Here is a 13,408-nt window from a genome sequence, read left to right as displayed (position 1 = left end):
TTGTACAGATCAACCATCAGTGTTGGCCGGACGTTCACCCGGGGAGGTCATGACCGCAACGGCGCAGGAGGACGTGGTTACAGAGCGGTCGTTACCGGCCGCTCTGTGGTTTCGTGTCCATCCGTTCATGGCTCGCACACGTGCATATCTGGCACAACCACACTGGTGGCTGGAGATCGCGATCGTGTGGTCGATCTTCCAGGCGTACTCGTACGTCCGCAATCTCGGCGGCAAGGAGGTCGCGCCCGCCTTCGCCAACGGCTCGGCGATCGAAGACCTGCAGGAGCGGCTACACCTCGCGATCGAGATGCCGGTCAACCAGTGGGTCAACACCCAGCGGCTCGTCGCCGACCTCAGTTCGGTGCACTATCACACGCTGCATTGGTGGGTCACCATCGGCGTGGCGGTCTGGCTGTACCGGACGAACCGCCCGGCATATCGCCGGGCCTCCCTTGTCCTGGCGTTCACCACGTTGACCGCGCTGGTCGGTTTCTACCTGATTCCGACGGCGCCACCGCGGATGTATGCGGGCTACCACGACATCCTGGCGCAGACGGCGAGCTGGGGCTGGTGGGAGTCGTCGGGGTCACCTGGCCCGGAGTCGATCACCAACCAGTTCGCCGCCATGCCCTCCCTGCACTGCGGCTGGGCGATCTGGGCGGGGCTGATGATCGCGATCTACGCCCGGCGGACCTGGGTCCGGGTGCTGGGCGTCGTGTACCCGCTGACGACATTCTTCGTCGTCGTCGGCACCGCCAATCACTGGATACTCGACATCGTCGTCGTGGCCGTGATCATCGCGGTGGCGATGGTGGTGGTGTACCGCCCGTGGCGTCAGGCCGCCGGCGCGGCGGTGCCCGAACCCGCAGCGGAGAGGTCCGCCGCGTAGCGGATCACCGAGCCGACCGGACCGAGCCGGCGTTCGGTGATGACGATCGCCTCGGCGAGCTGGCCGGGGTCGTCGACATCCGCGACGAGCGCGACGGTGTACCCGTTGTTGCCCAACATGAATGGCACCACGTCGGCGTAGTGGTTGCTGACGACGGCCAGGGGGACGTTGCGGCGGAACAGGTCGCGGGCGTGATCGAGGACTGCGGGGTCGTCGTCGACGACCACCAGTGCCACATCGGGAACGCGTGTGTGCTTTCTCATGGTCCAAGGATGATGCCGCAGGTTGGGGATCATCTCTGCCGTTGCTGTGAGGTGGCTGTGGATGCTTCGGTGGCCTGTGGATGACGTCGCGGCAACGCTGGTGAATGGGGCTAGGTTTCCGGTCCATGGGACGCAACCGGAAACCAGCACCGCGATGGGCACCACACGATGTCGCCCGGATTCGGGCCGAACTGGCCCACGGATACCAGCAGTTCATCGCCATCGGAGACCGCGAGATCGAACGGAACGAGATCACCCTCGAGCAGCTGTCGGCGCTCATCGACGACGGGATACTGCAGGATCTGCGGCCGGACTTCCACGACGAGCTCCTCGAGGAACAGGAGTTCTACCTCGAGAACCTCCCCCGGCTGCGGAACGATCGGGTCTATGCGCAGACCGCCGCGGCGAGTGTTGCGACGTTCGCTCCGATCTGGATACCGCTGTCCGCCGTCGAGGCGGCGCGTTCGGTCGAATACCAGCGCTCCGACACCACGTCGTTGATCGCCCTCGGTTACTCCGGGTGCCTGTTGTTCGACGAACCGATCGGCCGGATCCGGGCAAGCATCGACCTGTTCAGGCTCGACGTGACCGACGTCGATGTGGACGGGGTTCTGTGGTGGGGATATGTCGACGATGAACCGGACGAGGAGGGCGGTGCGGCCTGCGACCGTGGTGAGTTGCGGGCCGATGCGGTGATTCTGCACGTACTGACCCGGACTCGCCCGTCCGAACGACTCGACTTTCTGAGTCCGTGGCGCGCATCGACGTTGGCCGATGCCGCGCGGGTCGTTGTGCCGCTCACGCTCGATCTGAAGGTGACACAAGCCGATGACATCGAACCGATCGTCACCGTGCTGCAGCGACTCGGCGCAGCCGTCGAAGAGAGCCGGCTTCGGTTGAACCAGCTCTCCATCCCGAAGAGCAAGTACGAGTACGTGAAGCCAGGTTGGCCAAAACTGCCCAGGATGACGTCGGTGTCTGTGTTGGCCGCATGACCGGGGTCGACGGGTGCGCGTTGCGGCTGCGCTTCGGATGGTTCGAATTCTGGTCTGCCGATGGTCTGTTTTCTGATCTACGCTGAGCGACGTGCGTATTCTTCCTCTGTCCGTTGCCAAGGCCAAGCTCAGTGAGCTGGTGGAGGAGGTGATGCGCACACACGAACACATCACGGTGACCCGCAACGGATCAGCGGCGGTGGTTCTGGTCAGTGCCGACGAGTGGGATGCCGTGCAGGAAACCCTTTACTGGCAGAGTCGGCCCGGGCTGGCAGACGATATCCGAGAGGCGCGCGAGGCGCTTGCTGACGAGTCGACCCTCGACGAAGCTGCGGTTCGTGCCCGATACGCGCGCTGATGACGTACCGCGTGCAGCTCGCGCCGAGCGCTGTGCGATCGCTCGACAAACTCTCACCGCGCTACGTTCACGCTGTGATCGACTTCATCTACGGACCACTCGCGCAGAATCCCCAGCGTGTCGGCAAGCCGCTCCTCGGCGAGTTGCCGGGCTTGCACTCCGCTCGTCGGGGCGCATACCGGGTGATCTACGAATTGCCCGATGATGCAACGGTTCTGGTGATTCGGGTAGACCATCGAGCCCATGCCTACCGCCAGCGGTAGGTGAGGGTGGCGAATCGGGGATGGGCAGAGCCCCGCCGGTCACGCAACATGGCGGCCGGTGTCAAGACAATGTCTCGACACCGGCCGCCATGTTGTGGTCCGGTATTGCGCCTGCTCAGCCGTGGTAGGGCTCGGCGCTGACCAGCGTCACCTTGACGACGGCGCCACTGGGCACGTTGTATTCGCGCGTTTCGCCGACCTTGGCATCGATGAGTGCGGCGCCCAGCGGAGAACTCGGCGAGTATGTCTCGATGGAGCCGTCCTTGGCGCTCTCTTCACGCGTCGCGATCAGGAAGGTCTCGGTATCGCTCTCGTCGCCGTCGTAGTAGACCTTGACGACCGAACCGGGCAGTGCGACGCCCGACTGCGTCGGCGCCTCGCCGACCTTCGCGTTGTTCAGCAGTTCCTGCAGCTGACGGATGCGGGCTTCCTGCTGTCCCTGTTCCTCGCGGGCCGCGTGGTAGCCGCCGTTCTCCTTGAGGTCGCCTTCTTCGCGACGCTCGTTGATCTCGGCAGCAATGACCGGCCGGTTGGCGATCAGGGAATCCAGCTCGCCTTTGAGGCGGTCATGCGACTCCTGGGTCAGCCACGTCACCTGTGTGTCGGTCATCGGTTACTCCTTTGTGTTGTCCGCGGCCCGGCGTCTCTTTCACCTGGGCATATGGACTGCTCTAAATGCAGCAACACGACCCCTCTCGGAGCCGTGTATCAATACAGGATAGCAGTCACTGAGAGCTAAAGCACATCAGAGTTGTCCGACCTCGATTCCCGGAGTGCGTCCTGGTAGGTGGGTTCACGCTTCTTGAGCCACCCCACGACCAGGTAGGTCAACGGCATGATCACCATCTCCACCAACGTCTTCCAGACGAATCCGACGATCGTGTAGTTGACGAAATCACCCCAGGTGGAGATGCCCAGCGCCGTTGCTGCGATCGAGCAGAACACCAGCGTGTCGGCGAACTCGCCGACCACCGTGGAGCCGAGGAGGCGAGCCCACAGATGTCGTTCGCCGGCGCGCTCCTTCATCTTCACCAGCACGAGTGAGTTCAGGAACTCCCCGGCGAGATACCCGGCCAGTCCCGCGAGGAGGAACTGGGGCACCACACCCGCGACAGTTCGGAACGCCTCCTGGCCTTCGTAGAACTCCGCCGCGGGCAGTTCGATGGTGAGCCAGAAGCAGATCGACGCGAGCAGGGAGACGACGAAGCCGGTGAGGATGGCGCGGCGCATGGCGCGGAATCCGTAGACCTCGCTGATCACGTCGCCGAGGACGTAAGCGAGGGGGAAGAGGTAGAAGGCGCCGTCGGTGACGAGCCCGTCGAGCTGGATGGGCCCGAGTGAGAGATGTAGCCAGTCGTCGAAGAGGACGACGCCCTTGGTGGCGGTGATGTTGCTGATCAGCATCACGCCGACGAACAGCGCCAGCAGGTAGGCGTAGTAGGGGCTCGAGACGGTCGCGAAGACCGCGCGGTCGCGGACCTTCCCGGTCACTGTGTCGTGCTGGTGAGGTAGGCGGGCACGTCGATGGTGCAGCCGAAGACCTCACCGATCACGGGGGGTTTCGACGTGGTGACCTCGGTGCGCATCCCCACCTGACTCTCGGTTCCGCCCGGGATGAGGATCTCGCGCCGACCGGTCTCGTCGCCGTCGACGGAACGGCCACGGACGACACAGGCGACCGGGCTGCCGGGGTCCGCCCGCGTCACGGTGAACTGCACGGCGACCGTCGAGTTGTCGACGATGTCGTATGCGGTGGCCTCCCCGGAGACGTCGGGTGCGGCGAAGCGGGAGTAGCCGAGGATTGCGATCCCGACCCCGGCTGCGATCACGAGCACAGTCAGTCCGACGAACCACGCCCGACGGCTCGACGCCGACTGCGCGGCGGGATAGGAAGCCCGCGGGCCGGTGCGAGCGGACTGCTGGTCCTCACCGGCGCCGGGAGCGGAGCGAGCGGGCCCATCGTCACCGCCCCCGACTGAACTGTTCACGGGTCAATACCTACCATGGGAGGAGTATCGATCCGAAGGTGAGGAAGCGTGACCGAATCTCACACAGGTGGACCCCATGCCGGTCTTCGTCTGATGGCGGTGCATGCTCACCCGGATGACGAGTCCAGCAAGGGTGCCGCGACGTCGGCCAAGTATGCGGCCGAGGGACATGAGGTGCTCGTCGTCACACTCACCGGTGGTGAGCGCGGCGACATCCTGAACCCTGCGATGGATCGGCCGGGCGTCAAGGAACGCATGAGCGATGTCCGCAAAGAGGAGATGGCGAACGCCGCCGCTGCGCTCGGGGTGGATCAGATGTGGCTCGGCTTCGTCGACTCCGGGCTCCCCGAGGGAGACCCGCTGCCGCCCGTCCCCGAGGGGTCGTTCGCCGACATCGACATCGAGGAGCCGATCGAGGCCCTGGTGAAGGTCGTCCGCGAGTTCCGTCCGCACGTGATGATCACCTACGACGAGCGTGGCGGTTATCCGCACCCGGATCACATCCGTGACCACGAGGTGTCGGTGGCGGCGTTCGAACGGGCCGGCGATCCGGAGGCGTATCCGGGGACCGGTGAGCCGTGGACGGTGTCGAAGCTGTACTACACGCACGGTTTCATCCGTGACCGCATGGTGTTGTTCTCGGACGAGTTCGAACGACACGGGCAGGAGTCTCCGTTCACCGAGTGGCTCAGCAAGTGGGACCCGAGCCGCGGCGACCTGATGGGTCGGGTCACCACGCAGGTCGAATGCGGCAAATACTTCCCGCAGCGTGACGACGCGTTGCGGGCCCATGCGACCCAGATCGATCCCAACGGGGTGTTCTTCGCGGTGCCGCTGGAATGGCAGCAGCGGCTGTGGCCGACCGAGGAGTTCGAGCTCGCCAAGACGCGGGTGAAGACGTCCATCCCGGAGACCGATCTGTTCGCCGGAATCGAGGAACCGTGAGCACGTTGACAACCCTGACCCCGGGCGTTCAGCTCTTCCTGGCCCAGGAGCCGCAGGGGCCGGAGTTCGGCAAGGCGTCGCCGCTGGGCCTGTTGATCGTCATCGTGCTGCTGGTCGCGACGGGCTTCCTGATCCGGTCGATGAATTCCCGGCTGAAGAAGCTCCCGAAGAATTTCGACGCCGATCATCCCGAACCCGATCAGGCTTTCGACGATGGAACGGATTCGGCGGGCGACGACGGCGTCGCCGGCCGAGACAGCACAGCAGACCCCGACAGCACGTCGGATACGACAGATGGGGTGCATGCCGATGAGCGAAGGTCCGCCGACACCTAACCTGCTCGGCGCGTCGACGAGTCCCTACCTACGTCAGCACGCCGACAACCCGGTCGGTTGGCAGGAGTGGGGAGACGCGGCGCTGGCGGAGGCGGCGCGCAGAGACGTCCCGATCCTGCTGTCGGTGGGCTACGCCGCCTGCCACTGGTGCCATGTCATGGCGCACGAGTCCTTCGAGAACGACGCCATCGCCGCGCAGATGAATCGCGATTTCGTGTGCGTCAAGGTCGATCGTGAGGAACGCCCCGACATCGATGCCATCTACATGAACGCCACCGTCGCGATGACCGGTCAGGGCGGCTGGCCGATGACGTGTTTTCTCACCCCGTCGGGCAAGCCGTTCTATTGCGGGACGTACTTCCCGTCCTCACCCCGCGGTGGGATGCCGTCGTTCCCGCAGATCATGGGCGCGGTCACCGAGGCGTGGACGCAGCGTCGCGACGAGATCGACTCGATGGGGCAGCGGGTGGCCGATCACCTCGAGGCCAACAGTTCTGCGCTGCCGCTGTCCGACGTCGGTCTCGACGACAGTCTCCTCACTCATGCGGTGTCGACCGCACTCGATGACGAGGACCGGACGTCCGGAGGATTCGGTGGCGCACCGAAGTTCCCGCCGTCGGCATTGCTCGAAGGGTTGGTGCGCTGGACGGAACGGACCGGCGACGACGCCGCGTTCGACGCGGTGCGCAGGGCCTGCTCGGCGATGGCACGCGGAGGTATCCACGATCAGCTTGCCGGCGGTTTCGCGCGTTACGCCGTCGACAACGACTGGGTGGTACCGCATTTCGAGAAGATGCTGTACGACAATGCGCAGTTGCTGCGCGTCTATGCCCATCTGGCGCGGCGGACCGGGGATGGGTTCGCTCGCCGGGTGACCGAGGAAATGGTCGAGTTCCTGCAGCGTGACCTGAAGGTCGCCGGCGGGTTCGCCTCGTCGCTCGATGCCGACGCTGACGGGGTCGAGGGGTCGACGTACGTGTGGTCGCCGGACGAACTGATCGGCGTGCTCGGTGAACACGACGGTCGTCGGGCGGCCGACCTCTTCGGGGTCACCGAGGTGGGAACCTTCGAGCACGGCCGGTCGACCCTGCAACTGGCGCACGATGCGGATGACCCGGAGTGGTTCGACTCGGTGCGAGGCCGCCTGCTGGAGGCACGATCGCGCCGACCGCAGCCGGCACGCGACGACAAGGTTGTCACCGGATGGAACGCGATGACGATCACGGCTCTGGCCGAGGCTGGTGCAGGTTTGCGGCGTCCCGACTGGATCGAACTCGGTGCATGGTGTGCGCGTTCACTTCTCGACACCCACATCGTCGACGGGGTGCTGCGTCGCTCGTCTCTCGACGGGCGGGTGGGAGAACCGGTCGCGGCGCTCGACGATCACGCTGCGCTGGTCACAGCACTGCTCACGTTGCATCAGGTCACCGGCGACCCGGTGTGGCGTGACGAGGGACTGAGCTTGATCGACACGGCGATCACGGCGTTCGCCGATCCCGACCAGCCAGGCACGTGGTTCGACTCGATCGACAGCGACCTCATCACCCGGCCCCGGGACCCGGTCGACGGAGCCACGCCGGCCGGCGCGTCGCTGATGGCCGAGGCCTTGCTGGCCGCATCCGCGCTGGCGAAGTTCGGTCCGGCGACACGGTACGCGGACCTGCTCGACCAGACGCTCGCGCGCGCAGTCGTGCTTCTCGCGAAGGTGCCGCGATCGGCGGGCCACTGGTTGTCGGTGGCCGTGGCGCGGGTGGCGGGGCCGCTGCAGATCGCGGTGGCCCAGGGTGAGGGCAGCCCGGGCGATCTGGCCGCCCACGCCCGTGCGATCGCACCCGGCGGGTCGATCGTCGTTGCCGGAAAACGTGATTCGATCCCCTTGTTGGACGGCCGGGGCACGGTGGACGGGGCCGACGCGGCGTATGTGTGCCGAGGAACCGTGTGCGGTCTGCCTGTGACCGACCGTGGTGCACTGCTTCAGCAGTTGGCGTGACGTGATGACCGGGCACCTGAAGTTCGAGGTGCGTGCCGCGAACGCCGACGACGCTCGCGCGGTCGCCGAGTCGCGGGCCGAGGTGGCCGCCGAGGGGCGTTGGATCCTCGCCGAGCCGCCGGTCGACATCGATGCGGCGATGGACGTCTTCCGGCGGGTCCTCGACGACGACACCGCACATGTCGTGGTGGCGGTGGACGCCGACGACCGGTTCATCGGTATGGCATCGGGATTCGATCAGCACCCCGGGCCGGTGACCTTCGGCATGCATGTGCTCGCCGAGCATCGTCGGCAGGGGGTCGGTTCCGCGCTGTTGCAGTCGATCCTGTCGTGGAGTCGAGAGCGGGGCTCACACAAGGTGGTGCTGGAGGTGTGGCCGCACAACCACGCTGCCATCGGGTTGTACGAGCGGCACGGCTTCGTCCGGGAAGGTCTGCGGCCGCGGCAGTATCGTCGTCGCGACGGCGAAGTGTGGGACATCGTGGAGATGGGTCTGGTACTCGTGTAGTGCTATTCGTCGACTGTGCGCCACTTCCCGTCGACTGTGCGCTACTTTTCGTTGACTGTGCGCCAGATTCTGTCGACTGGGCGCCGATCTCCGTCGACTTGGCGCACGCAGCCTGAATGACCGTCGGCTGCATCTGAACGAAGCTCGTTGAGGGTGCCTCGAGGTCGTATTGATTGATTCGAACTGGATCCGGTGGGACAGTGGCACCTTCACCCAATGCCGGGACGGCCCAACGCCGGCGGGTGAACCGTCTGCGCAGTCAACCAAACGGCGCACAGTCGACGAGAATTGGCGCACAGTCGACAGAAAGTGGCGCACAGTCGACGAGAAGTGGCGCACAGTCGACGGAAAGTGGCGCACAGTCGACGGGGAACGGCGCACAGTCGACCATGGGCTGTGTAGTCCGTCCGGACCATTGTGGGCAGGTGAGGATGCCGGTACCGTGACGGGATGCATACTGCCGCAAGGTGCATCGGGCGGCGCATGCGTTCGGTCACCACCGTCGCCGTGGCCGTCGTCGCCGTTCTCTGTGCGACGTCGGTGCTCACACACGCCGAGGCGTCGCCGGCTCCGCAGATGGTGGCGCTGGGGAATTCCTACATCTCCGGGCAGGGCGCCGACGATTACCGGCCGTTCCCGGCGGACACGTCGTCGTACGAAACCGGGACGACCGGCCCCGACAACTACTGTTTCCGCAGCCGGCATGCCGCCGTCGAGATCGTCGCCCGATCACTCGGAGCTCCGCTCATCAACGTCACGTGCGCGAATGCCCAACCGCAACATGTGGATCGGACAGTGCAGTTCGACGAGGGACTGCAGATCGACCATCTGCCGGCCGACACCGACATCGTGGTGATGCAGGTGATCGGCAATCCGGAATTCCTGAACGTCGTTGCGTGTGTACAACTGCGCGAATGCGAACCGAACACGGTCCGGCGGTCCATGCGTGTCCTCGACGAGCAGCAACGGCACGACGAGCGCCGGATCTACCGCAAGATCAAGGCCCGCGCGCCAGATGCACGTATCTACACCCTCGGCGCCCCGCAGGTGGTGCCCCGGGTGGGGCAGGAGTACCGCGCACGATGCGGTTGGTTCATGTCGGACCGGGAAGTCGTGTTACTCAACAACTTCATCGACAAGGTCGACGAGGTCTCCCGCGCCAACGCCGCACTGTTCGGCGAGACCTTCGTCGATCTGGATCGCGCCGGTTCCCCGTGGCGGCAACGTCACGACCTGTGCAGCGCCGATCCGTGGATCTGGGGACCACGGCTGCACGCGCCGCAGTACGGCCCGGACAATCTCTCGCTGCTGAACTGGTCGCTCGGTAGCTATCACCCGACGAAGGCCGGTCAGCGCGCGACGGCTCAGGTGCTGCGTGACGTCATCCGGGCACGGGAGTAGGGCACCGGCTCACAGCCACATACATCACAGGGCCACATACATCACAGGGCCGCGTGCGTCGCCGCCGCACCCTCGGGCCCGACCAGGGTGCTCAACCTTCGACCGGACGCCAGATGGATGAGCAGCGCGGCCCCGGCGGGGCGGAGGTCGATCTCCGCGCCGTGGGCGATGGACCAGCCGAGGAAGCGGCAGATGAACGACCGGGAGAAATGCCCGTGCGACACCACGATGACGTCGGTGCCGGCCAGCCGACCGTCGACCATGTCGACGGCGCGGTCCACCCGCTCGGTCATCTCGTCGACCGACTCGCCGCCGGGAGCGCCGGAGGTCCAGATCGCCCAGTCGGGATCGTGGCGTGCGTGGATCTCGGCGCGCGTGAGACCTTCGTAGTCGCCGTAGTCCCATTCGGCGAAGCAGTCGTCGACCGCGTCCACCGTGAGCCCGGCCAGCTCGGCGGTCCGGCGCGCACGCGTTCTCGGCGACGCGAATACGTACGGGTCGGTCAGCCCGAGCCTGTCGGCGATGCCGGTCAGGGCGTGCGCGTCGCTCTCGCCGTGGGCGGTCAGGCCGATGTCGGTCCGGCCGGTGTGGCGGTCCGTCAGCGACCACTCGGTTTGTCCGTGCCGGATCAACAACACCCGGCCGGTCGTTCGCGCCGGAGGCCCGGCTGATTCATCGGTCACGCAGACGAGCCTACGACCTCCGCCAACTGATCGACCGCCCAATCGATCTCATCCTCGGTGATGACCAGGGGCGGCGCCAGCCGCAGGGTGCTGCCATGGGTGTCCTTGGCGAGGACTCCGCGTTCGGCCAGGCGCAGGCACACCTCTTTGCCGGTGCCGACGTACGGATCGACGTCGATGCCCGCCCACAGGCCCAGTCCGCGCACCGCGATCACACCGTGGCCGATCAGGTTGCGCAGCCGAGCGTGCATCCGGTCGCCGAGAGTGGTCGCCCGTGCCTGCCAGGTCCCCTCGGCGAGCATGTCCACGACCGTGTGGCCGACCGCTGCGGCCAGCGGGTTGCCGCCGAAGGTCGACCCGTGCTCACCGGGATGCAGGACGCCGAGGACGTCGCTGTTCGCGACCACCGCCGACACCGGCAGAATGCCGCCGCCGAGCGCCTTGCCCAGCGTGTACACGTCGGGCTCCACACCCCAGTGCGCGACGGCCAGGGTGGTGCCGGTCCGCCCGAGGCCCGACTGGATCTCGTCGGCGATCATCAGCACATTCCGCTCGGTGCAGATGGCACGTACGCGTGGCAGATAGTCGTCGGGCGGGACGATGATCCCGGCCTCGCCCTGGATGGGCTCCACCAGCACGGCGACGGTGGTGTCGTCCACGGCCGCCGCCAGGGCGTCGGCGTCACCGTAGGGCACCTGGACGAAACCCGGTGTGAACGGACCGAATCCGTTGCGCGCGTCCGGATCGTCACTGAAGCTCACGATACTGATGGTGCGGCCGTGGAAGTTGCCGCCGGCGACGATGATCGTGGCCTGTCCGTCCGGCACACCCTTGACGTCGTAGCCCCACTTGCGGGCCACCTTGAGCGCGGACTCGACGGCCTCGGCGCCGGTGTTCATCGGCAGCACCATGTCCTTGCCGCACAGCGTCGCCAACGACGCGCAAAACGGCTCGAGTCGATCGGACCGGAACGCGCGGCTCGTGAGGGTCACGCGATCGAGCTGCTCGATGGCGGCGGCGACGATCCGCGGATGGCGGTGGCCGAAGTTCACCGCCGAGTAGGCGCCCAGGCAGTCCAGGTAGCGGCGGCCGTCGACGTCGGTGATCCATGCGCCCTCCGCGGTCGCCGCGGTCACCGGAAGTGGCGAATAGTTGTGCGCCACATGTGGTTCGGCGATGGTCTGCACGTCCGCCTCCCTGTCTGCCCCGACATCTTCTGCGCCGACCACGTCGACGTCACTGTCGAGTCGTCTCAATTCTAGGGTCGCGCACTTGATCCCGCCGCCGCCTTTGAGGAGCTCGGACAGGTCCACCCCGATCGGCTCGTACCCGGCGGCGCGAATCGCCGCGGCGAGTTCGGTTGCGGCGTCCGTCATCACCACATGGTGGCCGTCGGACACCAGGTTCAGACCGAGCACGAGGGCATCGGCATCGGTGGCGATGATGGCGGTCGGGAAGAGTTCGGCGAGTACGGCCCGGGAATCCGGTGAGAATGCCGGCGGGTAGTAGGCGATGGTGTCGTCGTCGAGCACGCCGAGCGCGGTGTCGAGGTGATAGAACCGCGGGTCGATCAATTCCAGTGTGACGACCGGCATCCCGGTCAAGGTGGCGACCTCCGCGTGGGTGTCGCGATGGGTGCGGAAGCCCGTTCCGGCCAGGATTCGGTCGCCGACGACGAGGAAATCGCCCTCGCCCTCCTGGATGTCGGCGGTCCGATGGACGGGGCCGAGGCCCGCGTCGGCGAACCAGGCCGCGTAGTGATCGGCCTCCGCCGCGCGCTCGGAGAAGGCGAATCGCGCGGCGACCGTGCAGCCGCCGACGCTCAGCCCACCGTTGGCGGCGTAGACCATGTCCGGCAAGCCCGGTTGCGGGTCGACGACGTGCACGGTGTGGCCGAGGGATTCGTAGACCTCCCGCAGCTTCAGCCACTGCGCGACAGCGAGTTCGGTGTCCACCGGCGTCGACGGGTCCATCCACGGGTTGATGGCGTAGTCGACCGTGAAGTGGATCGGAGGCGTCATCGCGTAGGTGCGGACCCTGGGCATCCGGGTGATCGCGGGCACAGCGGAAGGACTCGTGATCGTCATGAATCGACGCTATCGTGGCACATCGGCGCAATCAATCGCCGTACATTGCGCATTACCGGAACAGATCACCTGTATTTCAATCGGAGGTAGAGATACATTGCGTCAACTCGATGAACTGGACGAGAAAGTGCTCGCCTGCCTCACCCGCGACGCGCGGGCGACCTACGCGCAGGTGGGGGACGTGGTCGGCCTGTCGGCGCCGGCGGTGAAGCGTCGCGTCGACCGACTGCTCGACGACGGCGTGATCAAGGGATTCACCGCGGTGATCGATCCCGACGCGATGCAATGGACCACCGAGGCCTATGTGCAGGTCTTCTGTCGCGGCAACATCTCGCCCGAGGTCCTCAAGGAGGCGTGGGAGCCGATCCCGGAAGTGGTCAGCGCCGCGACCATCACCGGGCAGGCAGATGCGTTGCTGCGCGTGCGCGCCGGCGATGTCCGGCATCTCGAGCGGGCCCTCGAACGGATCCGCAGCGCGGGCCCCGTCGACCACTCCGAGTCGATCATCGTGCTCAGCCAGCTGATCGACCGCGGACATCCATGACCGCCCGGGGTTGCCGCCGCGATCGTCGTCGGTTGGAGCGCCTGTCTCCGCGTGCTAGCCTGGTCGCCGTGATGAACACCGCACGCGTCTATTGGCGCTTTATCGAGGCTCCGGGTGGGGCCGCGATGAAGCGCTGAATCGCCGCGCGCGAACACCCGG

16 protein-coding genes are annotated in these 13,408 nt (G+C 66.3%); 10 read left to right on the top strand and 6 right to left on the bottom strand.

Features of this window, described 5'->3' with window-relative positions; translation table 11 throughout:
* Window positions 1-127: 127 nt before the first annotated feature.
* Complete coding sequence (locus tag VZC37_RS01340; protein ID WP_330430622.1) at window positions 128-889, top strand: phosphatase PAP2 family protein; 762 nt, start codon at window positions 128-130, stop codon at window positions 887-889.
* Here VZC37_RS01340 and VZC37_RS01335 read toward each other — a convergent pair.
* Window positions 835-1,152: a hypothetical protein gene (locus tag VZC37_RS01335; protein WP_330430621.1), complete on the bottom strand. Its 318-nt coding sequence runs from the start codon at window positions 1,150-1,152 to the stop codon at window positions 835-837. The genes VZC37_RS01340 and VZC37_RS01335 overlap by 55 nt on opposite strands.
* A 125-nt stretch (window positions 1,153-1,277) precedes the next feature.
* Here VZC37_RS01335 and VZC37_RS01330 point away from each other — a divergent pair, with 125 nt between their 5' ends.
* The 3 genes from VZC37_RS01330 (at window position 1,278) to VZC37_RS01320 (ending at window position 2,768) form a co-directional block, all read left to right on the top strand.
* Entirely contained in the window at window positions 1,278-2,147 is an 870-nt protein-coding gene (locus VZC37_RS01330; protein WP_330430620.1) for a hypothetical protein, read from the top strand.
* A gap of 91 nt (window positions 2,148-2,238) precedes the next feature.
* A complete protein-coding gene (locus VZC37_RS01325; RefSeq protein WP_330430619.1) occupies window positions 2,239-2,505 on the top strand; it encodes a type II toxin-antitoxin system Phd/YefM family antitoxin in 267 nt (88 codons plus the stop codon).
* Window positions 2,505-2,768, top strand: a complete 264-nt coding sequence (locus tag VZC37_RS01320) for a type II toxin-antitoxin system RelE family toxin (protein WP_330430618.1) — start codon at window positions 2,505-2,507, stop codon at window positions 2,766-2,768. Before VZC37_RS01325 ends, VZC37_RS01320 begins: the two co-directional genes overlap by 1 nt.
* A 115-nt stretch (window positions 2,769-2,883) precedes the next feature.
* On the opposite strand, the gene greA is transcribed toward VZC37_RS01320, so the two are convergent.
* From greA to VZC37_RS01305, 3 genes are all read right to left on the bottom strand, one after another.
* The gene (gene greA / locus VZC37_RS01315; RefSeq protein WP_330430617.1) at window positions 2,884-3,378 is read right to left on the bottom strand and encodes a transcription elongation factor GreA; all 495 of its coding nucleotides are present in this window, start codon (window positions 3,376-3,378) and stop codon (window positions 2,884-2,886) included.
* A gap of 125 nt (window positions 3,379-3,503) precedes the next feature.
* On the bottom strand, window positions 3,504-4,259 hold the full coding sequence (locus tag VZC37_RS01310) for a queuosine precursor transporter (protein ID WP_330430616.1): 756 nt from the start codon (window positions 4,257-4,259) through the stop codon (window positions 3,504-3,506).
* Window positions 4,256-4,756: a DUF4307 domain-containing protein gene (locus tag VZC37_RS01305; protein ID WP_330430615.1), complete on the bottom strand. Its 501-nt coding sequence runs from the start codon at window positions 4,754-4,756 to the stop codon at window positions 4,256-4,258. The genes VZC37_RS01310 and VZC37_RS01305 overlap by 4 nt, the downstream gene beginning before the upstream one ends.
* A 48-nt stretch (window positions 4,757-4,804) precedes the next feature.
* Here VZC37_RS01305 and mca point away from each other — a divergent pair, with 48 nt between their 5' ends.
* The 5 genes from mca to VZC37_RS01280 all read left to right on the top strand — a co-directional run bounded on the left by mca (window position 4,805) and on the right by VZC37_RS01280 (window position 9,935).
* Window positions 4,805-5,701, top strand: coding sequence for a mycothiol conjugate amidase Mca (gene mca / locus VZC37_RS01300; protein ID WP_330430614.1), 897 nt, complete (start codon window positions 4,805-4,807; stop codon window positions 5,699-5,701).
* A gap of 5 nt (window positions 5,702-5,706) precedes the next feature.
* Complete coding sequence (locus VZC37_RS01295) at window positions 5,707-6,036, top strand: hypothetical protein (protein WP_330431668.1); 330 nt, start codon at window positions 5,707-5,709, stop codon at window positions 6,034-6,036.
* Complete coding sequence (locus VZC37_RS01290) at window positions 6,011-8,026, top strand: thioredoxin domain-containing protein (protein WP_330430613.1); 2,016 nt, start codon at window positions 6,011-6,013, stop codon at window positions 8,024-8,026. The genes VZC37_RS01295 and VZC37_RS01290 overlap by 26 nt, the downstream gene beginning before the upstream one ends.
* Before the next feature lie 4 nt (window positions 8,027-8,030).
* The gene (locus VZC37_RS01285; protein ID WP_330430611.1) at window positions 8,031-8,534 is read left to right on the top strand and encodes a GNAT family N-acetyltransferase; all 504 of its coding nucleotides are present in this window, start codon (window positions 8,031-8,033) and stop codon (window positions 8,532-8,534) included.
* Window positions 8,535-9,017: 483 nt separating this feature from the next.
* Window positions 9,018-9,935 (top strand): SGNH/GDSL hydrolase family protein, encoded by a 918-nt coding sequence (locus VZC37_RS01280; protein ID WP_330430610.1) that lies wholly within the window; start codon window positions 9,018-9,020, stop codon window positions 9,933-9,935.
* A 41-nt stretch (window positions 9,936-9,976) separates the two neighbouring features.
* Here VZC37_RS01280 and VZC37_RS01275 read toward each other — a convergent pair whose 3' ends face one another.
* Both VZC37_RS01275 and rocD read right to left on the bottom strand, forming a co-directional pair.
* On the bottom strand, window positions 9,977-10,618 hold the full coding sequence (locus tag VZC37_RS01275; protein WP_330430609.1) for a histidine phosphatase family protein: 642 nt from the start codon (window positions 10,616-10,618) through the stop codon (window positions 9,977-9,979).
* Window positions 10,615-12,705, bottom strand: a complete 2,091-nt coding sequence (rocD, locus tag VZC37_RS01270) for an ornithine--oxo-acid transaminase (protein ID WP_330430608.1) — start codon at window positions 12,703-12,705, stop codon at window positions 10,615-10,617. The genes VZC37_RS01275 and rocD overlap by 4 nt, the downstream gene beginning before the upstream one ends.
* Before the next feature lie 97 nt (window positions 12,706-12,802).
* Here rocD and VZC37_RS01265 point away from each other — a divergent pair, with 97 nt between their 5' ends.
* The gene (locus VZC37_RS01265; protein WP_330430607.1) at window positions 12,803-13,249 is read left to right on the top strand and encodes an Lrp/AsnC family transcriptional regulator; all 447 of its coding nucleotides are present in this window, start codon (window positions 12,803-12,805) and stop codon (window positions 13,247-13,249) included.
* Window positions 13,250-13,408: the final 159 nt, after the last annotated feature.

Origin of the sequence: Gordonia sesuvii (genome assembly GCF_036350415.1) — a bacterium.
GTDB lineage: Bacteria > Actinomycetota > Actinomycetes > Mycobacteriales > Mycobacteriaceae > Gordonia > Gordonia sesuvii.
This window is presented reverse-complemented; position numbering and strand designations above follow the sequence as displayed.

Coding starts and splice junctions, on each gene's coding strand:
- VZC37_RS01340 (WP_330430622.1), top strand. CDS start 128: ATGGCTCGCACACGTGCATATCTGGCACAACCACACTGGTGGCTGGAG.
- VZC37_RS01335 (WP_330430621.1), bottom strand. CDS start 1,152: ATGAGAAAGCACACACGCGTTCCCGATGTGGCACTGGTGGTCGTCGAC.
- VZC37_RS01330 (WP_330430620.1), top strand. CDS start 1,278: ATGGGACGCAACCGGAAACCAGCACCGCGATGGGCACCACACGATGTC.
- VZC37_RS01320 (WP_330430618.1), top strand. CDS start 2,505: ATGACGTACCGCGTGCAGCTCGCGCCGAGCGCTGTGCGATCGCTCGAC.
- greA (WP_330430617.1), bottom strand. CDS start 3,378: ATGACCGACACACAGGTGACGTGGCTGACCCAGGAGTCGCATGACCGC.
- VZC37_RS01290 (WP_330430613.1), top strand. CDS start 6,011: ATGAGCGAAGGTCCGCCGACACCTAACCTGCTCGGCGCGTCGACGAGT.
- VZC37_RS01285 (WP_330430611.1), top strand. CDS start 8,031: ATGACCGGGCACCTGAAGTTCGAGGTGCGTGCCGCGAACGCCGACGAC.
- VZC37_RS01280 (WP_330430610.1), top strand. CDS start 9,018: ATGCGTTCGGTCACCACCGTCGCCGTGGCCGTCGTCGCCGTTCTCTGT.
- rocD (WP_330430608.1), bottom strand. CDS start 12,705: ATGACGATCACGAGTCCTTCCGCTGTGCCCGCGATCACCCGGATGCCC.